The 21,383-nt window shown below is 54.9% G+C and carries 17 protein-coding genes and 1 pseudogene; 10 read left to right on the top strand and 8 right to left on the bottom strand.

Features of this window, described 5'->3' with window-relative positions; translation table 11 throughout:
- Window positions 1–176: 176 nt before the first annotated feature.
- The 3 genes and pseudogenes from QEH52_RS15550 to QEH52_RS15555 all read left to right on the top strand — a co-directional run bounded on the left by QEH52_RS15550 (window position 177) and on the right by QEH52_RS15555 (window position 1,308).
- Window positions 177–401: a type II toxin-antitoxin system HicB family antitoxin gene (locus QEH52_RS15550; protein WP_308951677.1), complete on the top strand. Its 225-nt coding sequence runs from the start codon at window positions 177–179 to the stop codon at window positions 399–401.
- Between the two features lie 76 nt (window positions 402–477).
- Window positions 478–600: pseudogene (locus tag QEH52_RS20755) on the top strand (type II toxin-antitoxin system HicA family toxin); the annotation flags it as partial.
- 54 nt (window positions 601–654) lie between these two features.
- Complete coding sequence (locus QEH52_RS15555) at window positions 655–1,308, top strand: peroxiredoxin-like family protein (protein ID WP_308951678.1); 654 nt, start codon at window positions 655–657, stop codon at window positions 1,306–1,308.
- Window positions 1,309–1,315: 7 nt separating this feature from the next.
- On the opposite strand, the gene QEH52_RS15560 is transcribed toward QEH52_RS15555, so the two are convergent.
- Both QEH52_RS15560 and gcvPB read right to left on the bottom strand, forming a co-directional pair.
- Window positions 1,316–2,173 carry a DMT family transporter gene (locus QEH52_RS15560; protein WP_308951679.1) on the bottom strand — a complete coding sequence of 286 codons (858 nt, stop codon included), beginning with the start codon at window positions 2,171–2,173 and terminating at the stop codon, window positions 1,316–1,318.
- A gap of 249 nt (window positions 2,174–2,422) precedes the next feature.
- Window positions 2,423–5,386 carry an aminomethyl-transferring glycine dehydrogenase subunit GcvPB gene (gene gcvPB / locus QEH52_RS15565; protein WP_308951680.1) on the bottom strand — a complete coding sequence of 988 codons (2,964 nt, stop codon included), beginning with the start codon at window positions 5,384–5,386 and terminating at the stop codon, window positions 2,423–2,425.
- A 260-nt stretch (window positions 5,387–5,646) separates the two neighbouring features.
- On the opposite strand from gcvPB, the gene gcvT reads away from it, so the two are divergent.
- Window positions 5,647–6,738: a glycine cleavage system aminomethyltransferase GcvT gene (gcvT, locus tag QEH52_RS15570; RefSeq protein ID WP_308951682.1), complete on the top strand. Its 1,092-nt coding sequence runs from the start codon at window positions 5,647–5,649 to the stop codon at window positions 6,736–6,738.
- A gap of 16 nt (window positions 6,739–6,754) precedes the next feature.
- Here the strand turns inward: gcvT and QEH52_RS15575 are convergent, their stop codons facing one another.
- Entirely contained in the window at window positions 6,755–7,303 is a 549-nt protein-coding gene (locus QEH52_RS15575) for a DUF4136 domain-containing protein (protein ID WP_308951684.1), read from the bottom strand.
- Between the two features lie 847 nt (window positions 7,304–8,150).
- Here QEH52_RS15575 and dtd point away from each other — a divergent pair.
- A complete protein-coding gene (gene dtd, locus QEH52_RS20565; protein WP_345785477.1) occupies window positions 8,151–8,609 on the top strand; it encodes a D-aminoacyl-tRNA deacylase in 459 nt (152 codons plus the stop codon).
- A gap of 12 nt (window positions 8,610–8,621) precedes the next feature.
- On the opposite strand, the gene QEH52_RS15585 is transcribed toward dtd, so the two are convergent.
- The 4 genes from QEH52_RS15585 to queA all read right to left on the bottom strand — a co-directional run bounded on the left by QEH52_RS15585 (window position 8,622) and on the right by queA (window position 11,834).
- Entirely contained in the window at window positions 8,622–9,191 is a 570-nt protein-coding gene (locus QEH52_RS15585) for a YceI family protein (RefSeq protein ID WP_308951687.1), read from the bottom strand.
- 63 nt (window positions 9,192–9,254) lie between these two features.
- A complete protein-coding gene (locus tag QEH52_RS15590; RefSeq protein WP_308951688.1) occupies window positions 9,255–10,157 on the bottom strand; it encodes a hypothetical protein in 903 nt (300 codons plus the stop codon).
- Window positions 10,158–10,170: 13 nt separating this feature from the next.
- The gene (locus QEH52_RS15595; RefSeq protein WP_308951690.1) at window positions 10,171–10,683 is read right to left on the bottom strand and encodes an RNA polymerase sigma factor; all 513 of its coding nucleotides are present in this window, start codon (window positions 10,681–10,683) and stop codon (window positions 10,171–10,173) included.
- Between the two features lie 62 nt (window positions 10,684–10,745).
- A complete protein-coding gene (gene queA / locus QEH52_RS15600) occupies window positions 10,746–11,834 on the bottom strand; it encodes a tRNA preQ1(34) S-adenosylmethionine ribosyltransferase-isomerase QueA (RefSeq protein ID WP_308951691.1) in 1,089 nt (362 codons plus the stop codon).
- Window positions 11,835–11,915: 81 nt separating this feature from the next.
- On the opposite strand from queA, the gene prfB reads away from it, so the two are divergent.
- The 5 genes from prfB to QEH52_RS15625 all read left to right on the top strand — a co-directional run bounded on the left by prfB (window position 11,916) and on the right by QEH52_RS15625 (window position 20,758).
- Window positions 11,916–13,077 (top strand): peptide chain release factor 2 gene (prfB, locus tag QEH52_RS15605; protein WP_308951692.1). Its coding sequence is split into 2 segments (ribosomal slippage): window positions 11,916–11,993 and window positions 11,995–13,077, totalling 1,161 coding nucleotides; the frame shifts between segments, so codons are not numbered across the junction.
- 31 nt (window positions 13,078–13,108) lie between these two features.
- Complete coding sequence (locus QEH52_RS15610; RefSeq protein WP_308951694.1) at window positions 13,109–13,480, top strand: hypothetical protein; 372 nt, start codon at window positions 13,109–13,111, stop codon at window positions 13,478–13,480.
- Between the two features lie 209 nt (window positions 13,481–13,689).
- Window positions 13,690–15,132 carry a hypothetical protein gene (locus tag QEH52_RS15615; protein WP_308951695.1) on the top strand — a complete coding sequence of 481 codons (1,443 nt, stop codon included), beginning with the start codon at window positions 13,690–13,692 and terminating at the stop codon, window positions 15,130–15,132.
- Window positions 15,133–15,289: 157 nt separating this feature from the next.
- On the top strand, window positions 15,290–17,821 hold the full coding sequence (locus tag QEH52_RS15620; protein WP_308951696.1) for a glycogen/starch/alpha-glucan phosphorylase: 2,532 nt from the start codon (window positions 15,290–15,292) through the stop codon (window positions 17,819–17,821).
- 519 nt (window positions 17,822–18,340) lie between these two features.
- Window positions 18,341–20,758 carry an O-antigen ligase family protein gene (locus tag QEH52_RS15625; protein ID WP_308951698.1) on the top strand — a complete coding sequence of 806 codons (2,418 nt, stop codon included), beginning with the start codon at window positions 18,341–18,343 and terminating at the stop codon, window positions 20,756–20,758.
- 37 nt (window positions 20,759–20,795) lie between these two features.
- Here QEH52_RS15625 and ruvC read toward each other — a convergent pair whose 3' ends face one another.
- A complete protein-coding gene (gene ruvC / locus QEH52_RS15630) occupies window positions 20,796–21,383 on the bottom strand; it encodes a crossover junction endodeoxyribonuclease RuvC (RefSeq protein WP_308951699.1) in 588 nt (195 codons plus the stop codon).

Consider the following 21,383-nt stretch of genomic DNA (forward strand, 5'->3'; position numbering starts at 1 on the left):
TGGATTGCCAAGCGCTTGAACATGGGGCACCCTTCCAGAGTCACCAATCTCATACGTGAATCAAATGAATGAAGAATGTTTATATTCTACGTTTGCCCCCCCCCTCTTTTTCAAGGAAGTCCACGCCAGGACGCATCCGTCAAATAATGGGAGTTGCGAAAAAGACTAAAACCCGTATGAATATCCTCATGACTCAATCCGTGAAATACTGCATCTATAAACAGGACGGCTTTTATGTCGCCCAATGTCTGAACGTGGATGTGTCCAGTTTTGGCGAGACCGTCGAAGAAGCCATCTTCAATATCAAGGAAGCTCTGGAGCTGTATTTTGAAGACGCCGATCCATCCGCATACCAAAGCGTGGAAGAGGTCTTAATCGGAGAGAGCCTGGTCAGTGCCTAAGCTGCTTAGTTCAGACGAGATCGTGAAGATCCTTTTGGCCAACGGCTTTGAGTTGGTCTCGTAGCGTGGCAGCCACCAGAAGTATCGCAACGCCTCCGGCGATACCGCGATTGTTCCGGCTAGTCGCAAGCAGATGCCGCACGGAACAACGCAATCGATTATCCGTCAGTCCGGCCTAGATCGCAATCTGTTCAACTAATCTCCTTTAGCCGCTTTTGCGCCTTGTTGGCCGCATTCACAGAGATACAGAAATATGAAAAATTTAAAAGATCAGTTCGCCGCCCAAGTGGCTCAAACACGTCAGGCAAAACCTGAATTTATGCAAAAAGTCGACGCTCTGATTGAGCAAGCGCGCGCCGCGGAAGTAGGCGCCTTGGCTACCCGTGAGGGGGCGGCTGCGCCAGATTTTCAATTGCCAGACCCGCAGCAGCGGACTGTGGCTTTGCGCGATTTACTCTCTCAGGGGCCGGTGGTACTGATGTTTTACCGGGGCAGTTGGTGTCCGTATTGTAACCTACAGCTGCGTGCCTTGCAGTCGCGCTTGGCAGAGATTCATGAGCTTGGCGCTCAGCTGGTGGCGATTAGTCCGCAAATGCCGGATCAGTCGTTGACGCAAGTGGAGCGCGACGCGCTGGAGTTTGTTGTGCTTTCGGATCAAGACTGCCGTGTTGCCAGCGACTACGGCGTCGCTTGGGAGGTGCCCGAGCCGTTGCTGGAGCACATGCGTAAAGATCGCAAATTGGACTTGGTGGACATTAATGGCGGCAATGGCAGCCGCTTACCGATTCCGGCGACTTTTGTGGTCGGCAGCGATGGACGTGTCGCCTGGCGCTCGGTGGATGTCGACTACCGCACACGTGCCGAGCCGGACGATGTGCTCGCGGCTGTGCGTGCATTGCATCGCTAGCTTACGGTTACACTTGCTTGATTTTAGGAGTCATTGACCACGCGACGCCGCCTATGACCAGTGCTGAAGCGATGGCTAGGCGCAGTGTGAGGCGCTCATTGATAAAAATGATGCCACCCAAGGTGGCGAGCAAGGGCACTAACAGTTGAGCAATCGCAGCTTGAGTGGTTGCCAGCTTGGGAAGTGTTGTATACCATAAAACATAGCCTAAACCCGAGGTCACGCTCCCGGATAAGAGCGCGAGTAGGATCCCTGGAGCGCTTAAGTCTACGTATGCGAAGGCGTAGACACTGCTTGCCAATGCAAAGGGGGCCGCTTTTAGGAAATTGCCCGAGCTGACTAAAATGGGAGACGAGATGCCCTTGCCTGCGATGGAGTAGACGCCCCAAGCCACGCCACTGAGCAGCATCAGAAGTGCGCCGAGTGGGTCTGGCGCGGAGACCCCAGGGGAGACTAAGTAAACGATCCCTGCGATGGCGACCGCGAAGGCAGTCCATTGACTGCGATGCATACGTTCACCTTGGCGGTGCGCGGCCAGCAGCATGGTGATTTGGACCGCTCCGAACAGTATTAAGGCACCCGTGCCAGAGCTTAGGGAGCGATAGGCCATCGAAAATGCGGCGGCGTAGGTATAGAGCGCAAATCCTGAGCGCCAAGAGCCCTGTGCCCAACCAGTGCCCGCGCCTGGGATAATCCAGATCGAGAGCGGAACTAATACCATGACAGCTCCGAGGAGTCGCAGCGAAGTAAAGGAGTAGGGGTCAATCGCAGCTCCTTCCAACGCTAGCCGACACAATACAGAATTACCGGCGAACGCGATGAGCGTCAGCGCTGTTAAGCAGAGGACCTTGATCTGTGGGAACATGTGCTTGGGAGCCGCGCCGCAGTTGCTTATTCCTGCGAAGGTGGTCGGGAGTGCTATAAGTAGAGAGTGGAGAGTCGCTCGCTAAGAGTGAGCGCTGCAGCGCTTGGCTGCGGTCACACTTATGCACGGCACCCTTGGTGCCATGACTCTTTGCTGGAAGCTCGATGAGTTTTCATCCTTATCAGTCTCGCGTCGTACTGGATTCACGTAAATTAACGGTTCCACTCCAGTGTCTGCCAGGTGAGTGCTTCAGCTCTTTGCTTCGGCTTCGATTGCTTCCACGATCTTGGCGTAGATCGCTGCGACGGGCATCTGGGCCAGTTCGCTGGAGTGGATGCGGGCGACGTTGAGCTCGGGCAAGGTGTCCAGTGACTCAGAGAGGCAGACGTCGCGGTTGGCTTCCACCTCTTCGACGCGGTCGATCGGGGTGAAGTGGGGCGCGGACTTGAGCGCTTGCGGGTGCTCTTTGACCAGTTTTAGGATGGCTTTGACCGCTTCGGCGAAGCGGTCGAGCTCGGCTTGGGTGTAGCTCTCGGTGGGCTCGATCATGAGGCCGAGGGCTTCGGGCCAAGCCACGGTGGGGGCGTGGAACCCGAAGTCGAGGAAGAGCTTGCCGATGCGTGGTGCGGCGTCGCTCTTGCGTAGGCCGACACTTTCGAGCGCCCCGAAGTCTTCGGTTTTGAGCGAAAGGATAAATTCGTGCATGCGCGGTTCGGCGTCGGAGCCGGTCGGCAGGGTGGCGTAGTCTTCGCGCAATTGCTCATGCAAGTAGCGGGCACTCAGCACCGCCATGGCCGACATGCGGCGCACGCCTGCGTGGCCGAGGCGCAGCAGGTAAGTGAGGCAGCGCACCTTGTGGGCGAAGTTGCCCCAGTGACGGTGGAAGGAGCCAATCGACTTTTCCGCTTTGACGGGTGTGTAGGTGGTGCCGTCGAACTCGATTTGGTAGCCAGGCAGGAAGGGCAACAGCTTTTCACTGACCGCGACGATGGCATCGCCGGGGCCGCCTCCGCCGTGGGGGATGGTCCAGGTCTTGTGCAGGTTGTTGTGCACCGCGTCCACGCCTAAGGCGCCGAGATCGATCCAACCGGCAATGGCGTTCATGTTGGCGCCGTCCATGTAGACTAGGCCGCCGAGTGCGTGGATTTTTTCCGCGATCTGCTTGAAGGAAGTCTCGAAGATGCCCGAAGTGTTGGGGTTGGTGATCATCACGCCCGCGATGCGTTCTCCGTATTCTTCGATGCGGCGGTCGAGGTCTTCGTTGAGCACGCGGCCCTCGGTGTCGGCTTCCAAATAGACGATTTTGCCCTGCTTGCCGCCGAAGCCGGCCATGGTGGCGGTGGCGAAGTTGGTGCCGTGCGCCGAGCGTGGAATCAGGATGATGTCGCGTGTCTCACCTTTGTCGCGGTGGTAGGCTTGGAATAGTTTGAGTCCCACCAGTTCGCCCTGCGCGCCTGCGAGCGGTTGCGTGGTGACGCCGGGCAGGCCGGTGATGCCCTTGAACCATTCTTGAATTTCGTGCAGCACCATCAGGCAGCCCTGTGAATCTTCGACCGGCGCTTGCGGGTGCAGGTCGGTGAAGCCAGGCAGGCTGGCCGCCCAGTCGTTGACCTTCGGGTTGTACTTCATGGTGCAGGAGCCGAGCGGGTAGCAACCGTCGTCGGGGCTGACGTTGAGTTTGCCCAGTTCCTGATAATATTGGATCACTTCGTCGGCGCTGTAGCACGGCAAGCCCGGCGCGGTGGCGCGGATTTGCTCGGCAGGCACGGCGGCCAATATTTGCGCGTCAGCTGCGGGCGCTCCGAAAATAGATTCAAAGGCCGCGAGCAGTGCATCGAGTGGTTGCTCGCGATTGGAAAAGGAGAGCTTTAAGAGCTGACGTCCACCTGCGATGCGATCGGAAACATCGGCCCCAGCCAATACCCCCGCTGCGCGAGCGGCGGTTAGCACGGAGGCGACCGGTTGGGAGAGCTCAAAAGTCACTTCATGGTAACTTGTGGACTGGGGGAAGGCTAGCTCGACGCCATCGAAGCGAGTTAACTGGGCGACCGCCTGGCTGAGCTTGTTGCGGAGATCGCTTAAAATTTGTTCGAGTCCAGAGTCGCCGCGTTCCAGCAGCGCAGCCCCGACCAGTGTGGCGATAAAGGCTTGGTTCGAGCAGATGTTGGAGGTGGCCTTGTCCTTGCGGATGTGTTGTTCGCGGGTGGAGAGCACGCCGACGCGGCATTCGCGGCCGGCGCTGTCTTTGGCCTTGCCGATGAAACGGCCAGGGGCGGCACGCACGCCGTTGCGGTCTTTGCTACTGAAACGCACACCGAAGAGTCCGAGTCCCGGGCCGCCGAAGTTGGGAGCCAGTGCGAGGTGGTGAGCCTCGCCGACGATGATATCGACGCCATTTTCGCCGAAATCGCAGGGAGCCTTGAGTCCGCCGGGCGCCAGCAAGAGCGGATCGATCACCGCGATCGTTTTGAGCCCGCGTTCAACGGCAAATTGAGTGAGCGCATCGACCTCTTCCAGTAAGCCGAATGTATTGACTTGGGGGAAGACGATGGCGGCGAGGCGATCTGCCGCATCCGTTGCGGCCGCGGCGAGCGCTGCTGGATCGATGAGACCCGTCTCCGGATCGGCGGGCACGCGGATGAGTTCGATTTCTGTGCCTTCTGATTGAGTGGCCAGCACTTCCAAGTCGCCCGGGTAGAGTGTTTCGGGGATGAGAGCCGCTGATTTGCCACGGCTCATGCGGATGGCGGCGCAGATGCCCTCGAAAATAGAAGTCGAGCGGTCGTAGAGTGAAGCGTTCACCGCTTCGAAGCCCGTCAGGCGGGCCATCGAGCATTGGTAGATCCAGTGCGCCAGCAAGGTGCCCTGACTCAGCTCTGGCTGATAGGGCGTGTAGGCGGTGGTCATGTTGCGGATGTCGCAAATCGGCGCGATGACCGGGGAGGGCACAAAGTCGGGCACGCCGTCGCCGAGAAAACTGGTGCCGATACGATTCTTGGCTGCGATGGCGCTGAGGCGCTCTTTAAGTGCCTCGTATTCCAGCTCCTCCGGCAGCTCCAGCTCGTTGGCGAAACGCACATCACTGGGGATGTGGTCGAAGAGGTCGTCCAGCCGTTCTTTGCCCACGGCGTCGAGCATGGCGCGAATGTCAGATTCGCTGGCAGGAATGTAGTGGCGCGCGAGTTCGCGCTGGTCGGCTAGGCTGGTGTGCATGGTAGGATGGTAGAAACTGCGTTAAAATGAACGATCCAGACTTGTGACGCTGGTAAACACAATAATTTTTCTGAAGCTCTTCTTTTACTGAGGTAAGTATCTTTGCGCGAAACTTGACTTTATGAGATGGAATTGAGTTTCATTGCGCACGAGTCTATAGACCTCGATTTTTTCGTTAGGGTCTTCACTCGTGTCGCATCAGCGATCCTTAGAACTCGCAGCCAACACTTTAGAATTTTTACTAGCAACCGATACATCTTATGCCCAGCGTACTTCAAATTCCACTTCACGATTTTCATGCCGCTCAGGGCGCCCGGTTTGTTGCTTTCGGTGGCTGGAATATGCCCGTGCAATACAGTAGCATCTTAGAGGAGCATAAGGCGGTGCGTGAAGCAGCTGGGCTTTTTGATGTGAGTCATATGGGCGAGTTTTTTGTGCAGGGCAGCGATGCGGCTCTGTTTTTAGACCGCTTGGTGGTGAATGCTGTGGCCAGTGCGCCGATCGGTAAGGCGGTCTATTCTCCCATGTGTAATAGTGAAGGCACGGTGGTGGACGACCTAATTGTCTATCGAACCGGGGAGGAGGAATTTCTGGTTTGTGTCAACGCGGGCAACATCGAAAAAGACTATGGCTGGTTCTTAAAGCAGGCCGAGCGTTGGGGCTTGGAAGTTAGCATTGAAGATCAATCCGACGATTACGCACTGTTGGCGCTGCAGGGGCCTCAGGCAGAAGCGATTTTGCTGGCAGTGGGCATTGAGGAAGTCGCCGGAATTAAGCGCTTTTGGCACCAGTCAGTGACATTTGGGGGGGAGAAGATTCGCATTTGTCGCACCGGCTATACGGGAGAAGACGGTTTCGAGGTTTACAGCTCGCCCAAGGTGGCCGAAGTGTTGGCGAAGCAAATTATGTCCGAGGGCGAAGCCTTCGGAGTCAAGCTCTGCGGCTTAGGGGCGCGCGATAGTTTGCGCCTGGAAGCGGGCTTGCCTTTGTATGGGCATGAGTTGAGCGACCATATCACTCCGTTTGAGGCCAGTCTCGATTGGACGGTGAAGTTGAATAAGACCGACTTTATTGGCAAAAATGCGTTGACGGAGCAGCAGGAGAATGGGATTCCGCGCCGCGTGGTGCATTTTAAATTAGAGGGGCGCCGTATTGCTCGCGAGGGCACACCGGTCATCAATGAGGCGGGCGACTCAGTGGGGCAAGTGCTCTCTGGCACTTTGTCGCCCATATTGGGCTGCCCGATTGGAAGTGCCATCGTGTTGACTGAGGCGAAAGAGCAGTCGCTCTTGGTGAACTTGCGTGGCCATAAACTAGCGCTGCAAATTGCGAAGCCTCCACTGCACAAGTAGTGGCATGATGCGGGTCTTATTCGCTTTGCGGCGGGAAATTGACTAAGATGTCGGAGACGATCTGTTGCACTTCTTGGTCGTTGGGGGCGCTCCAGCCTAGGCGTTGCGTGTAGGTGCCACGCCAGACCAGTTCTTTGCTGGCTTGGTCGATGATGTCGACGATGAAGGTGCCTTCTTCATATTGATTGATATCGATCTTACTGTAGCCGCCGTATCCGTGATAGGGATAGCGTCGGAAGGGAGTGGGGCCGACTCCGAGGTCGTTGACTTCGGTTTTGGTTTTGGTGATTGTGTTAAAGGTGACTCGGAAGTCCGGTTCAGCACAGTCTTGGTTCATGCCTTTGGCTTGGAGCGTGCGGCTAAGGGCTTGCTCGATACGTCGGTCTACAATGGGGCTGAGGACGATGTCCTGATAGTTGGAGCGCTCTTCGCGGCTATCGATCACGAAGCACTTGTAGCTATTGATCTTGGCCTTCGCTGTTCGGTCGTAATCGACAGTTGTGGGCGATACGCAGCCGGTAATTAGAATGGTCGCTAGTAGGAGAAGTAGAGCGGTGGGTTTCATCGTTATAGATAGAGTAATTGAAGTAGGCGCGATTGCAACTGCGAGTTTTTGTGTTGAGTCGTCGCCGTGTGCTTTAGCTTCGGTATCGGAGGCTGTGGCTCTTGCTGGGCACGACGTGGGACGGGGTCTAAAGAGCCCCGCCACTTTGTTCTGTGTCGTTGTCGCCGTGTTCTTATAGCTTCGGTATCGGAGGTTGTGGGCTCTTGCTGGGCACGATGTGGGACGGGGTCTAAAGATCCCCGCTACCTTGTTTGATGTTCTGTGCCGTTGTCGCCGTGCGCTTTAGCTTCGGTATCGGAGGCTGTGGGCGATAGCTGGGCACGACGTGGGACGGGGTCTAAAGATCCCCGCTACTTTGTTTGGTGTTCTGTGTGGTTGTCGCCGTGTGCTTTAGCCTCGGTTCGGGGCTGTGGCGATTGCTGAGCACGACGTGGGACGGGGTCTAAAGAGCCCCGCTACTTTGTTTGGTGTTCTGTGTGGTTGTCGCCGTGTGCTTTAGCCTCGGTTCGGAGGTTGTGGGCTCTTGCTGGGCACGACGTGGGACGGGGTCTAAAGAGCCCCGCTACCTTGTTTGGTGTTCTGTGTCGTTGTCGCCGTGTGCTTTAGCCTCGGTTCGGAGGCTGTGGGCGATTGCTGGGCACGACGTGGGACGGGGTCTAAAGATCCCCGCTACTTTGTTTGGTGTTCTGGTGTCGTTGTCGCCGTGCGCTTTAGCCTCGGTTCGGAGGTTGTGGGCGATTGCTGGGCGCGACGTGGGACGGGGTCTAAAGAGCCCCGCTACTATGTTTGGATGCGAGCCTCGGTTCGAAAGCTTGTCATGGCTTGCCTGCTCGCTTTTATTCGGCGCATGAGAGCGGTGATTCAACGGGTATCGAGTGCGAATGTGGCTGTGGCCGGCGATGTGGTCGGTGAGATCGGGCAGGGCGTGCTTGTCTTTCTTGGCGTGGGCCAAGAGGACAGCGAGGCGGATGCAGATTGGTTGATCGAGCGTATTGTTAAACTGCGGATTTTCGAATCGGAGCCGGGAGGGCGTATGGACCTGTCTTTACGGGGCATCGGTGGCGAGGCCTTGGTCATCAGTCAGTTTACCTTGTTCGGCAGTCTGAAAAAAGGCAATCGCCCTTCATTTAACCGTGCAGCGCATCCGCAGCAAGCGGTGCCGCTCTACGAGTATTTCGTAGAGCGGCTCTCGCAGACTCTGGGCCAGCGGGTGCCGACGGGTGTGTTTGGTGAGCGCATGCACATCGAGGCTCACAACGACGGGCCGGTGACGCTGGTGGTGGATACTAAAGAACGCGACTTTTGAGAGCCGCGAAAATTAATTGCGGTGCGCTTCGATGTTGATGGTAACTTCGACCTCGTTGCCGACTGCGGGTTGTCCGCCTGTTAGGCCCCACTCGGTGCGGTCGAGTGTTGTGGTGGCTTCCCATCCGGAGAGGTAGATGCCGCGCATGCCTTCGGCAAAACCGAGCACTTCGACATCGAGGGTGACGGGCTTGGTGATTCCGTTAAAGCTGAGGTCGCCAGTTACTTTGTATTCGTCTTCGTCGTCGGTGGCTTTCCACTGAGTGGACTTAAATGTCATGACGGGATATTTCGCTGCGTTGAAGTAGTCGTCTTCTTGCAGGTGCGCGTCGCGCTTTTGGTTGTCGGTGTCGACGGACGGGATTTGAATGCTGGCTTCGACAGAGCTCTGGGTGAGGTCTTCGCGGTCGATTTTGAGCGTGCCTTCAAACTCAGAGAAGTTGCCTGTAGTCTTCGCGACGAAGTGGCGAACGCTGAATTTGACTGAGGAGTGGGACTTATCGATGGTGTAGGTCTCGACTTCGGCATGAGCGCTCAGCGCTGCGAGCATGGAGGCGGTCAGGAGGAGGCATGTCTTCTTCATTATGGTGTAGGTTGGTAGCTTGTTCGTGTGTCGTTACTGCTGTGAGCCATACGACGGTGAATATTAGATAAATTCAGGAATGTCTTCTGTGGTGCCTTTGACAGAGAGAATATTGACTTGTTCACCCTCGACCCAAATTTTGAAGGCTTTGCCAGAACATTGGAAAAGCTCAGGTTCCAGAGGCAGCTTGTCGGGATAGGTGCTCTTGTCTGCGGTGATGAGATGGTAGGTTTGCCCGCCCTTGAAGCAGATCATGCTCAGTTTAGCGCCTTCATACTCGTAAGTGATGCAGCCGATGGTGGGCATCTCTCCCAGGCAATCCGGTATAGTGTTGGGCGTGGGTGAGTGATTGCTGGCCAGGAAGGTGGTCAAGTTTTCTGCACGATCGTCGCGTCGCTCCAGACGGGGGGCGGTGAGTTGATCAATCTCGTTAGAGAGAAACTGGATGACCGGCGGCAGACCTGCGAGGGCAGCCGACTCTTCCAGTGTAGATTGTGTATTTCTGGGCACATTCATGATCGCCATCATGATCACAAAGAGTGCGGCGATTCCTGTCCATGGGCTTTGCCACCAAGCGCGTGGACGCGTTGTGTGAGGCGCCTGCTCGCTTGGCTCCGCAACGGGGCCTTGGGGCGCTGCGCTGGTAAATGGGATGGCGGCATTCACCGTATCGGTGGCTGGTTTCGGTGCAGGTGCAGGTGCAGCTGCAGGCGAGGGGGCCGGGGCATGTGCTTGGTGCAAGCGCATGCCTGCCAGAATACTGGCTTTGAGGTCGGCGGGCACTTCGATCGAATTCATGTGCTCACTGATTTGCGCATCCAGTGCTTGCTGCTGGTCGAACCAAACTTTGAGTTCGGCATCGGTTTCAAGCAGAGCAAAGGCCTCCGCTAGCACGGGGTCTTGGCGGTCGTCTACATTACCAGGGCGGCAGAGTTCGAGGAGTTGTTGGGCTTCTTCGCGGTTCATAACGGTGACTCCTTTAAGCAGTTTCGGTTTCTTTGCGTTTGAAAATGTCGCGTAGCTGGGCTTTACCCCGGGACAGGCGCGACATGATAGTGCCAATGGGCACGTCCAAAATTTCGGCGATCTCTTTGTAGGAGAGATCTTTCATATAAAATAGGGCCAGTGGTTGGCGGTAGACTTCGTCCACTTCTTCCAGTGCTTGCACTGCGAGGTTGGCATCCATCGAGCGGCGGATCTGGGGCTCTTCGGTGCCACCGACGACTTCGAGCATCTCGGGCTCGTAGTGGTCCATACGGCTTTCTTTACGACGGCGACGTAAAAACTCGCGATAGAGCGTGGTAAATAGCCAGGATTTGACCTTAGACTTATCGCGCAAGCTGTCGCCCTTTTCTGCAAAGATGAAAAAAGTCTGCTGGGCGAGGTCGCCCGCCTCATGCTCGTTTTTGGCTAGGCTATAGCCGAAACGATAGAGCGGTTGATAATAGGCACTCACGATTTCGTCGAAGTTTAAGGTTTCTGTATCGTTCATGTGAGTGCTGGGGGAAACGCTTATTCCCGAAATAATATATTGGTGTGGTATAGGGCGCGCGGCTAGAGGATCAGCATAGCATCTCCGTAGCTGTAAAAGCGATACTTGTGATCAATGGCTTCGGCGTAAAGTTCCTTTAACCACTCGATTCCATCTTTACTGCCTGGGGTCAAAAAGGCCGATACGAGGCAGAGTAGGGTGGATTTTGGTAGGTGGAAATTTGTGATCATGCCATCGATGCCGGCAAATTGTGCGGGCGGGTAGATGTAAATGTCGGCTTCAGCTTGCACGGCTCCGGAGGAGCTGAGGCAGCTTTCGGGGGCCGTTTGACTGCGGCGCATGGCGTCTTCGATCGAGCGCACTGAGGTGGTGCCGACTGCGATGCGAGGGCCGGCTTCGGGCTTATTGAGCTCAGCAAACGCAGTGGCTGGAATCTCATACCATTCGTGATGGATGTTGTGATCCAGAATATTTTCTACTTGAATCGGGTGAAAGGTGCCGATGCCGACTTGTAGGGTGAGATCGTGGAACTGGGCGCCGCCCTTTTCCAGCTCGGCGATCAGGCTGGGGGTGAAATGGAGCCCGGCAGTGGGCGCGGCCACGGCGATACGTTTGTCCAAATCGGCATAGACGGTTTGGTAGCGCTCGTTGTCGTTTTGGCGACGTGGGTCATCCTGACTGCGCTCGATGTAGGGGGGCAGGGGCAGAATGCCAAGTCGCTCCGAAAGTTCGGTGACAGATTCGTCGCGTTCCGGGTGGAAGCGGACGCGGTAGTTGCCGTTGCTGCCGGCTTCCAGCACCTCGGCTTGATATTCGCCAGGCAGGCCGAAGCGGCCCGCGTTGAAGGTTTTTTTGCCGGGCTTGAGCAGGCACCACCATGTGCGCGCGTCCTCAGCGGGTTGTAGCAGCAGGCACTCAACTTTGCCGCCGGTGGGGCGTTGTCCGAAGAGGCGTGCCTTGAGCACTGCGACGTTGTTGCGAAAGAAGCGTGACCGCGGGGGGAGGTGTTGTGCGATTTCCGAGAAATGCGTGTGTGTGACACGGCGGCTGGCACGGTCGACTACCATCAGGCGGGAGGCGTCGCGAACAGCGGCCGGCTCCTGAGCGATGAGTTCTGCGGGTAGATGATAGTCGAAGAGGGAAATGTTCATTGCAGAGTTTTTCGCGTGCGAAGGCGGCAAGGTAAACATTTTTATCTTTAATATTCGTCGCGCTTTGTTGCTATGAGGCGCATGAATTTAATTACACCCGAAGTTCGTTCGCAAATACAAGAGCTCACACGTCGTGCCGGCCATATCTGGAGGTATCTTTGACGGGGCGACTAAAATTACACAAATTGAAGCGCTGGAAGCGCAAATGAGTGAAGCCAGCTTTTGGGATGACCAAGCGGCGGCACAGAAAGTGATCGGCGAGGCGAACCGTTTAAAAAACACGGTGAACCCGGCTAAGGCCTTTAATGCGGAAGTCGCGGACATGCAGGCGATGCTGGAGCTCGTCGACGAAATGGAGGGCGACCCGGATGCGGAGGCGTATCAGCAGGAAATCCTGGATACTTTGAAGCGTTTGCAGCCGAAGCTGGATCAGCTGGAGCTGGCCTCGTTCCTGAGCGGGCCGCATGATGCTTGTAACGCGTTCTTGACTGTAAACTCCGGAGCCGGCGGCACCGAGAGCTGCGATTGGGCGGATATGATGCTGCGCATGTATACCCGCTGGGCCGAGCATGCCGGCTTTAAGACGGAGGTGCTCGACATCCAACCCGGTGAAGATGCGGGTATCAGTTCGGCGACCATCCGTATTGAAGGTCCCAATGCCTTCGGCTATGCCAAGGCCGAGCGCGGTGTGCACCGCTTGGTGCGGATCAGTCCCTTCGATTCCAACGCGCGTCGTCACACTTCCTTTTCCTCGGTGGATGTGACCGCAGAGATCGAAGACGATGTCGAGATCGAGATCGACGAAGCCGACATTCGGACCGATGTCTACCGCGCTAGCGGCAAAGGCGGGCAGCACGTGAATCGCACTGAGTCCGCCGTGCGTCTGACGCACTTGCCCAGTGGGATTGTGGTGACCTGTCAGAATGAGCGCTCGCAGATCAAAAATAAGGCGACCGCCATGAAGACCTTGAAATCACGCCTCTACGAAAAGCAAGAAGACGAGAAGCGCAGCGAGATGGAGAAATTCTACGGCGAGAAAGGTGAAATCGCCTGGGGAAACCAGATTCGTTCCTATGTCTTTCAGCCCTATCAGATGGTCAAAGACCTTCGCACCGGCGTGGAAACCGGCAACGTGCAAGCCGTGATGGACGGCGCGCTCGACCCCTTTATCCACGCCTGGCTTCGCGCTGGGGGCCCCACTTCGCGCAAGGCTGCTGCGGACCGTGAATTTGGGGATGAGTAGGCACTAATAAAATAAATATAAACGAATTATCATGGTTGGCTTACCCGCAATTTCACACTGTCTGCAGCAAATCGCTGTGTACGGTATTAAAGAAGAGAAACGAAATGCCCAATGTCACGGAGATTGGTTTCACCTGCTCATATTTTTAGCATGGCAGGGCTGGAACATCAGTGTCGAAGGAGAAGATAAAATTCTGCCGCATCTCGCTAAAGAATTCAAGAAAGGGCGTAAAGAGCTAAGAATTAGCAATCAGCAAATTGAGGAGAATTTCATCTCGACCGACATCGTCGAGATTGCGCGTTTGTTTTCGAAAATAAAGGACGAGAAATATCCTTTCGACCAACGATTTATACATGCGATAGAATCCACTCCCGAAGGTAATTTACGGGTTTATTCCCAATAATTCCCTGCCAATGGGATGGGGCTTCCTATTGTGAGGGTGATGAATGTGTGGCACAGATTGTATCTGTGTGAATAAAGTGCTTTGATAGTTTCTTCTTTGCTGCGGTCTCTTGACATATTCCTGCGCTCGGACAGGAGTATTGGTTCTTATTGGATTTTGCTGATTTGAGCCTATTTGAAGGCTTGAGCGGTATTCCTGAATGACTCGATATGAAAGAAGCACATTTATCCGCCCTCAGCTATGAAGACGCTTTGCAGGCGTTCTCGGACCAGAGTTTGTTTGAGAACAAGACCTGGCGTTATTCGCCAGAGGCCTTTCCGCTGACGTCGGCGCAGGTGAAGCAGATCGAACAAATCGGGCAGGCCTGCTACGAATTTTATAAGGCGCAGGAAACGCTCTACCTGCGCTCGGTGGAGGGGAAGAATTTGCTGCGCAATCGGCCTCTAAAGGCGCCCTGGGTGGCGGCTTATTTGGATCGTGGCAAGCCGGAAGCCTTGATTGCGCATGCGCGTGCAAAGGCGCTGCGCGGAACGGTGCCGATGGTGATTCGTCCGGACCTGTTGGTGACGGAGGATGGCTTTGCGGTGACGGAGATTGATTCTGTGCCGGGGGGCATTGGGCTGACGGCATTTTTAAATCGCCTCTATACCGACGTGCATGGCGACGCCTTGATTGGGGCGGGGGCGCAGGATATGGTGACAGCCTTTTACGAGGTGTTGGCTAGTCGTGTGCCGAATGTATCAGCGCCTTATGTGGCGATCCTGGTGAGTGATGAGGCCGCGACCTATCGCCCTGAAATGGAGTGGTTGGCCTCGCAATTGCGGCAGTTGGGCAAGCGGGTGCATGTTTTTCATCCGGACGATGTGATGCCGCTGGGCGACGATATTTGTGTCGGAATCGATGGTGACCCGCAGAAGGTGGATGTGATTTACCGCTTCTGGGAGCTATTTGACTTGGCCAATGTGTCGATTGCAGAATTCTTGCTGAAGGCGCGCGAGGCTGCACAGGTGCGTCTGACCCCGCCGATGCGCCCCTTTCAGGAAGAGAAGTTGAGCCTGGCGCTGTTTCATCATCATATTTTGGAGGACTTTTGGCGGGAAAACCTGTCTAAGCAGTCTTATAAAGTGCTGGCAAAGGTGATCCCGCAGAGCTGGGTCATGGATCCGGTGGAATTACCGCCGAATGCGGTGCTAGACGCGCCCTATGTTGGAGGCAAGCCGATGACGGATTGGTCGCAGCTCATCAACGCCAGTAAGAAGGAGCGCAATTTAATTATTAAAATCAGCGGCTTCCATGAGAGCGCTTGGGGGGCTCGTAGCGTGACTCTCGGTAGCGACTCTTCTCGCTCTGATTGGGAGAGCGCGATTCAGCAGGCAATCACGATGGCGGACACCTCGCTCCACATTCTGCAAACCTACGAAAAGCCTAAGCGTTTGAGGCATCCTGTCTATCGCGACGATGGCAGCCTCTATCAGATGGAGGGCCGTATGCGCCTCTGTCCTTACTATTTTGTGGATGACTCCGTCAAGACTGCTAATTTACAAGGCATTTTGGCTACGCTTTGTCCGGCCGACAAGAAGATCATTCACGGGATGAAGGATGCTGCCTTGCTGCCTTGTTTTTTGCAGTCTGAAAGCGAATTAAACGGTTAAATAGGCCAAGTATGGCTCTTTTTTAATTAGGAAGCGCTGATTTGTGTGAATCGGCGTCTTTTTTGCTTTCAACCTTCCCTATTGAGGGCGAATTGACTAATTATCACGGCCTACAGGGGCACTCGCTCGTGGACATTTTATTATACATTAATATCTCATGACAACAAAAGCTACAAAGACTAAAAAAACGACCACCAAGAAAGCAGCTGCAGCCAAGACTGCGAAAAAGGCTTTTCGCTTTGAGGTGGGGGATACCAAAGAGTCGATGAAGGCATCGATCTTAAACCACTTGCGCTATACTTTGGCGCGCCACCAGGAGAATGCGACGAAGGACGAATGGTGGACTGCCACTTGTTATGCGGTGCGCGACCGTCTATTGGAGCGTTTCATGAAGACCCAGGAGGTGCATCACGAGCAGAAGGTGCGCCGCGCGTATTACTTGAGCCTGGAATATTTGATGGGCCGGCTCTTGGTGAATAACCTGCACAATTCCGGGCTTTTTGATCAGACACGCGATGCACTGACAGACTTGGGGCAAGATTTTAACGAAGTTTGTGACGAAGAAGCCGATATGGGGCTTGGCAATGGGGGCCTCGGCCGCTTGGCGGCTTGTTTCCTTGATTCGCTCGCGACTCTAGACCTGCCAGCGGTTGGGTATGGCATCCATTACGAATTTGGTCTTTTCCGCCAGAAGTTCAGCGACGGTTATCAAGTCGAGTTGCCAGATAACTGGATGGATAAGGGCTGCCCTTGGGAAGTTATGCGTCCAAACTTCGCGCAAGAGATTAAGCTCTACGGCCGCGTCGAGCATCAGATGGATAGCAAGGGCGTGTTTAAGCCTGTGTGGGTCGATACCAAGACAGTCGAAGGGGTGCCGTTCGACATCTCGATCGTCGGCTATGGCGGCGAGACGGTTAATTTCCTTCGCCTCTGGGGGGCGCGCTCCTCGGACGAGTTCGACCTAGAAACGTTCAATAAAGGTGGCTACACCGAAGCGGTGCAAGAGAAGGCACTCAGCGAAACCATTACTAAAGTGCTGTATCCGAATGATAGCACCGAGAGTGGCAAGGAGCTGCGTTTGGTGCAGCAGTATTTCTTCGTGAGTTGCTCGCTCAAGGATATCATCCGTCGTTTCCATGCCAATCACAGTGATTGGTCGGAGTTTTCGGACTACAACGCCTTGCAGCTCAACGACACCCACCCCGCCATTGCGATTCCAGAATTGATGCGCCTGCTGATCGATGAGTATGCTCTGGAGTGGGATGCCGCATGGGAGATCACACGCGGCGTGTGCAACTACACCAATCACACCCTACTACCAGAAGCTCTGGAAAAGTGGAGTGTGCCGCTGTTTGAAAAAGTGCTGCCTCGCCATTTAGAGATCATTTACGAAATCAACTCACGCTTCTTGCAAGACGAAGTCGAAGCACATTGGCCGGGCGACGATGCGAAAAAGGCGGAACTCTCCATCATCGAAGAGGGCTATCCCAAGATGGTGCGTATGGCCTATCTCTCCGTGGTCGGTTCCACTAAGGTCAATGGTGTGGCGGCGCTGCACACCGAGTTGTTAAAGAAGCACCTCTTCGCGACTTTCCATGAGCTGTATCCGAACAAGTTGATCAATATGACCAACGGCATCACACCACGCCGTTGGTTACTCGCTTGTAATCCGAGCCTGAGTGCATTGATCACTGAGCAAGTGGGCGCTGAGTGGCCTAAGCACTTGGATCAATTGCAGGATATTGCAAAACTCGCCGACGACGCGAAGTTCCAAGAGCGCTTTATGGATATTAAGCGCGCGAATAAGCAAGCCTTCGCGGATTTCGTGCTGGAAGACTCCGGCACGGTGATCTCTCCCGATGCGATCTTCGACGTGCAAATCAAGCGTCTGCATGAATACAAGCGTCAGCACCTTAACCTGCTGCACATCTTGACGCTCTATCGCCGTTTATTAAACGATCCCGACTACGATATGAACCCACGCGTCTTTATCTTCGGTGCCAAGGCGGCGCCTGGGTATGCGCTGGCGAAGAACATCATTCGTGCCATCAACAAGGTGGCTGAGAAGGTCAACAATGACCCACGCATCAACGACAAGATCAAGATCGTCTTCCCACAAAACTATCGTATCACGATGGCGGAAAAGATGATCCCGGCGGCTGACCTCTCCGAGCAAATCTCCACTGCGGGTAAGGAAGCTTCTGGTACGGGTAACATGAAGCTGGCGCTCAATGGTGCGCTGACCATCGGCACACTCGACGGCGCGAATGTAGAAATCGGCGAAGAAGTCGGCGATGAGAACATCTTCATTTTCGGCAACACCGTCGAGCAAGTCGAAGCGATCAACGCCAAGGGCTACAACCCCTACGACTATTACAACAGCAATTGGGAGTTGAAGGCCGTGATCGATTGGTTGCGCTCCGACTACTTCACACCAGGCGAGCACGATGCTTTTGCACCGCTCTGCAGCAGCTGGCTCGAAGGCGGCGATCCATTCCTCTGCCTTGCCGACTACGCGGACTATGTGCGTGTGCAGGAAGAGGTGGACAAAGCTTTCAGCGATAAGAAACGTTGGGCCAAGATGGCGATCATGAACACCGCTCGCGTGGGCAAGTTCTCCTCCGACCGCACCATCAGTCAATATGCGGAGCAGATCTGGCACTTGAAGTCCGTCAAAGTCGGCGCTTAAGCAGGCGCAGATAGATTCTTTAAACAGAGCCCGTCCATAGCCTGCTATGGACGGGCTTTTTTTTACATCTCAGCTTCAGGCCTCGATATTTCTAAAACTCTACCACCTTCCGTATCCTCAAAACTCTGCGCCTCCCAGTATCCTCAAAACTCTAGCACCTTCCATATCCTCAAAGCTCTGCGCCTCTCAGTATCCTCAAAACTCTGTTTTGGGGCATGAATCCGTGGCCAAGATGCTTAGATGATGAGCTTGCAAAGCAGATTCAACACGACAGAACTACGGATGCTTAGCTTTTGAGACTCAGCTAGCTAAGCAAAATCTACTACTTTTTAAACTCTCTACTTTCGATAAGCAATGCATTCGAGTTCAGGTAAGCATCATCGACGACGTTCACTAAAGAGTCGTCACATGAAGCCTTCGGGGAAGAAGGCGCTCGGCAAAGGGGCTCATAGACCGAAGTCGTCGAAGGACATCATTCCGACGGAATCGTTCGCGCCTCCGCCTATGGCCTCGCGTAAAATGATCCGTTTACCAAAGCCCCCAGGACCGCCACCAGCATTTAAGCTGTTTCTCGGGGCGTTTTTGGGAGTGATGCTATTGGTTCTGTTTGGGGGGGGGCATAACGCAGTCGCTTTGGGCTTTGCATTATTGCTGCCAGGCATCGCCTTGCTATTTAAAACGCCCACGCAAGGACTGGGGAAACTGGGAGATTTTGGTTTTATAGGCTTCCTCGTTTGTTTGTTATTGGCCTTTGTGCCTCAATTTTATTGGCCATCCCCGGAGTGGCGTGTGGGCGCAGTTGAATCCTTTGGCATCGACTTGCCAGCTAGCTTGTCAGTTCAGCCTTGGGTTAGTTTTGAGTCGTGGCTGCTTACGTTGGCAGCATTTGCATGGTTGTATGCAGCCTTGCAGTGGCGAGTGAATTTAGCGGGACGTGAATGGCTGTATCTTGGCTTATCAGTTCTCGTTAGTGGCTTGGCGGCTCTCTATCTTTGGGGAAATATGATGGGGGCGCATTATCCTGCTGCCAGGGAGGCAGATGTATTTAGCTTTTTTCAAAGCCCCAGCGTGACCTCTAGTTTTTTGGCCCTCGCGGGGATCGCGACTTTTATTTATGCGACCGAGGGGATTCGTTCCAGTCGGTTGATGCCCTTGATCGGTGTGCCTGCGAGTGTGCTTTGCTTTGCAGGACTTCTTTCTGCTGGGGCGTGTATGGGGCTGCTATTCTATTTCTTTGGTATTGCTCTGTGGTTTGTCTGTAGTCTGCGCTCACTCACCTTGCCGCGTTCATTTAAGTTCGGTTTCCCATTAGTCGTTCTCGTGTTTGGCTTTTTACTGGTGAAGAATGATCGTTCGCTGCAGCGAATGAGTGAGTTCGTGGCTGCCGATACGCAAATCACAGACGAGTTTCGGCTCCCACTTTACGCAGATGTTGCCGATATGATTTTGGCGGCGCCAGTGAGTGGTTTTGGGCTGGGCTCATTTGCAGCTGTCTTCCCGCAATACCGAGAGGCTGCGGCAAGTTTTCACGTGATCGATCAGCCGCAGAGTGACTTATTATTACTGGCGGCAGAGGGCGGCCTGTTGGCGGTCGGCTGTATGCTGTTATTTTTGTGGGCCTACGCGAAGAATTGCCGTGGGATGATGGAGGGCACGAGCGCAGGTTATCGTTTGCTCGCCCTGATCACAGTGCTCGTTTTCTTGTTAAATGGACTCGTCGATACGCTGTCGCAACAGCCTGGCATTACTTATTTTGCCATACTGTTTGCAGTGCTCGCCTTGCCGGCGCGTGCGCGCCCGGCTACGCATTTGCCCAAGCTCTTCTGGCGTGCGACAGCAAGCTTACTCATCTTGTTTGGTTTGCTGTGGTTAGCCGCAGGGCTGTTTAATGCCCCCTTTTATTCTGGAGTTAAATTGGCGCAGGCTGAGCAGCTCGCTGAGGCGCGCTTAGCTGCGCAAGCTTCCGATGGCGTAGAAATGAGCGAGGCCGATGCGGTCGAAGCCGTGGATGCGGTCGATGAGTGGGTGGCGCAACGGCCGCTCGATTGGCAGGCCTATTCTATTCGCGCACAGCTCACCCTTAAGGATTTGAGAGATTTGGAGCAAGCTGCGCTCGATTTTCAGCGGGCGCGTTTCGCCGAGCCGGTCTTGGGAGTCGTTAGTCGCATCGAGGCGCGTGCATGGTTGCCTTACCAGGCCGAACGAGTGGTAGAGGCATGGCGTGAAACCTTGCTGCGTGAGCTCGAAGATAAGGATGAAGCCTATCAGAGCATGCTGGAGCAGGCGAGTCAGTCCGTGGAGCTGCAGGATCGTATGGCGCGCTTGTCCGAGGTCGCTCCGAATTATCGTGCAATCTTTCTGAGTTCTTTACGTGGTCAAGCCTTACAGCAGGAGATGCAGCGCGAGCTTGCTAAGGATGCGGGCCTAGCCGCATATACTGTGCAGCTACGCACGGAAATTGTAGAGAATTGGATCCAGTATGGGGATCTTGATTCCGCGGAAGCTTTCTTGCGTGCGCATGGTAAATCATTGGCCAATAGCTGGTGGCTTTGGTCCTTGTTGCTGAAGGATCAGGCGCAATTCCAACAAGCCATCGATCATATTCGGGAGAATGTGGAGGTGCCTAGCGTCCCTGAAGTGAAGTTGGAAGGGCTTTCAATGGCACGCTTGACGCGTGAGTATGCAGTCGATTCGAGCGATGTGATGAAAGGAACGAAACTGATTTCGATTTACCTCAAAGAACAGCAATACGAGCGTGCCTTATCTGTTTTGGACCGTTTATTGGAGACGCCCAACGCGCCGCTCTATATTTACTACTGGCGAGCTGAGTGTCTTTACCAATTGCAAGATTACATCGAGAGTTGGTATTCTTTTGAGAAGTTCCTCGAGCAGATGTGGGGACGTGCCGAAGCGGGCCCAGCAGCATCGAGATCTTAGCGGAGAGGATTGCGCCTATTTTAGGCCTAATTTAGGCCTATTGTTCTCGCCATGTAAAGGCATGACATAGGGCGACTGCGGCGGCGTCCGACTCGTCGAAGCGTAATTCAAAGTTAGTGCCTGTGATGTTTTGCACCGTGCGGGCCACTTGCTCTTTGCTGGCGCGCCCCATGCCGACCACTGCTTGCTTGACCCGCAGTGGCGCATATTCAAAGACGGGCAGCCCCCGCATGGCTGCGGTGCCGATGGCCGCGCCGCGTGCTGCCCCCAGGATTTGTGCGGTCTGAAAGTTTTGCACGTAGATCGTTTGCTCCACCGCGACGTGTTCGACGGAGTGTTGATTTAAAAAATCGTCCACTTGATTGCCAATCGCGCCCAAGCACTCCGGCATCGAGAGACTGCGGTGTAGTTTCAAGGTGGCGGCTTCCAATATACGGGCTGTGCCATCGGCGCTGTAGTCGAGCACCGCAAAGCCACTGCCGCGTAAGCTGGGGTCGATGCCTAACACCCGCCCGCGAAAACTGCGGCCCAGCGTGACCCGTGCCGGTTGCTTGGGGCCTTTCGCCTTAGCGCCCCCACGGGCAATGTGGGCTGCCCAGAGTTTTCGTGTTGAGTTACTTGCCAT

Origin of the sequence: Thalassobacterium maritimum, from assembly GCF_031127805.1 — a bacterium.
GTDB lineage: Bacteria > Verrucomicrobiota > Verrucomicrobiia > Opitutales > Coraliomargaritaceae > Thalassobacterium > Thalassobacterium maritimum.

What these genes read in the sequence shown, in the direction of transcription:
- gcvPB (WP_308951680.1), bottom strand. Translation starts at nt 5,386, where the DNA reads ATGCACACCAGCCTAGCCGACCAGCGCGAACTCGCGCGCCACTACATT.
- ruvC (WP_308951699.1), bottom strand. Translation starts at nt 21,383, where the DNA reads ATGGCAAGTAACTCAACACGAAAACTCTGGGCAGCCCACATTGCCCGT.
- QEH52_RS15560 (WP_308951679.1), bottom strand. Translation starts at nt 2,173, where the DNA reads ATGTTCCCACAGATCAAGGTCCTCTGCTTAACAGCGCTGACGCTCATC.
- QEH52_RS15595 (WP_308951690.1), bottom strand. Translation starts at nt 10,683, where the DNA reads ATGAACGATACAGAAACCTTAAACTTCGACGAAATCGTGAGTGCCTAT.
- QEH52_RS15625 (WP_308951698.1), top strand. Translation starts at nt 18,341, where the DNA reads ATGATCCGTTTACCAAAGCCCCCAGGACCGCCACCAGCATTTAAGCTG.
- gcvT (WP_308951682.1), top strand. Translation starts at nt 5,647, where the DNA reads ATGCCCAGCGTACTTCAAATTCCACTTCACGATTTTCATGCCGCTCAG.
- QEH52_RS15590 (WP_308951688.1), bottom strand. Translation starts at nt 10,157, where the DNA reads ATGAACCGCGAAGAAGCCCAACAACTCCTCGAACTCTGCCGCCCTGGT.
- QEH52_RS15575 (WP_308951684.1), bottom strand. Translation starts at nt 7,303, where the DNA reads ATGAAACCCACCGCTCTACTTCTCCTACTAGCGACCATTCTAATTACC.
- QEH52_RS15615 (WP_308951695.1), top strand. Translation starts at nt 13,690, where the DNA reads ATGAAAGAAGCACATTTATCCGCCCTCAGCTATGAAGACGCTTTGCAG.
- QEH52_RS15555 (WP_308951678.1), top strand. Translation starts at nt 655, where the DNA reads ATGAAAAATTTAAAAGATCAGTTCGCCGCCCAAGTGGCTCAAACACGT.
- queA (WP_308951691.1), bottom strand. Translation starts at nt 11,834, where the DNA reads ATGAACATTTCCCTCTTCGACTATCATCTACCCGCAGAACTCATCGCT.
- dtd (WP_345785477.1), top strand. Translation starts at nt 8,151, where the DNA reads ATGAGAGCGGTGATTCAACGGGTATCGAGTGCGAATGTGGCTGTGGCC.
- QEH52_RS15585 (WP_308951687.1), bottom strand. Translation starts at nt 9,191, where the DNA reads ATGAAGAAGACATGCCTCCTCCTGACCGCCTCCATGCTCGCAGCGCTG.
- QEH52_RS15620 (WP_308951696.1), top strand. Translation starts at nt 15,290, where the DNA reads ATGACAACAAAAGCTACAAAGACTAAAAAAACGACCACCAAGAAAGCA.
- QEH52_RS15550 (WP_308951677.1), top strand. Translation starts at nt 177, where the DNA reads ATGAATATCCTCATGACTCAATCCGTGAAATACTGCATCTATAAACAG.
- QEH52_RS15610 (WP_308951694.1), top strand. Translation starts at nt 13,109, where the DNA reads ATGGTTGGCTTACCCGCAATTTCACACTGTCTGCAGCAAATCGCTGTG.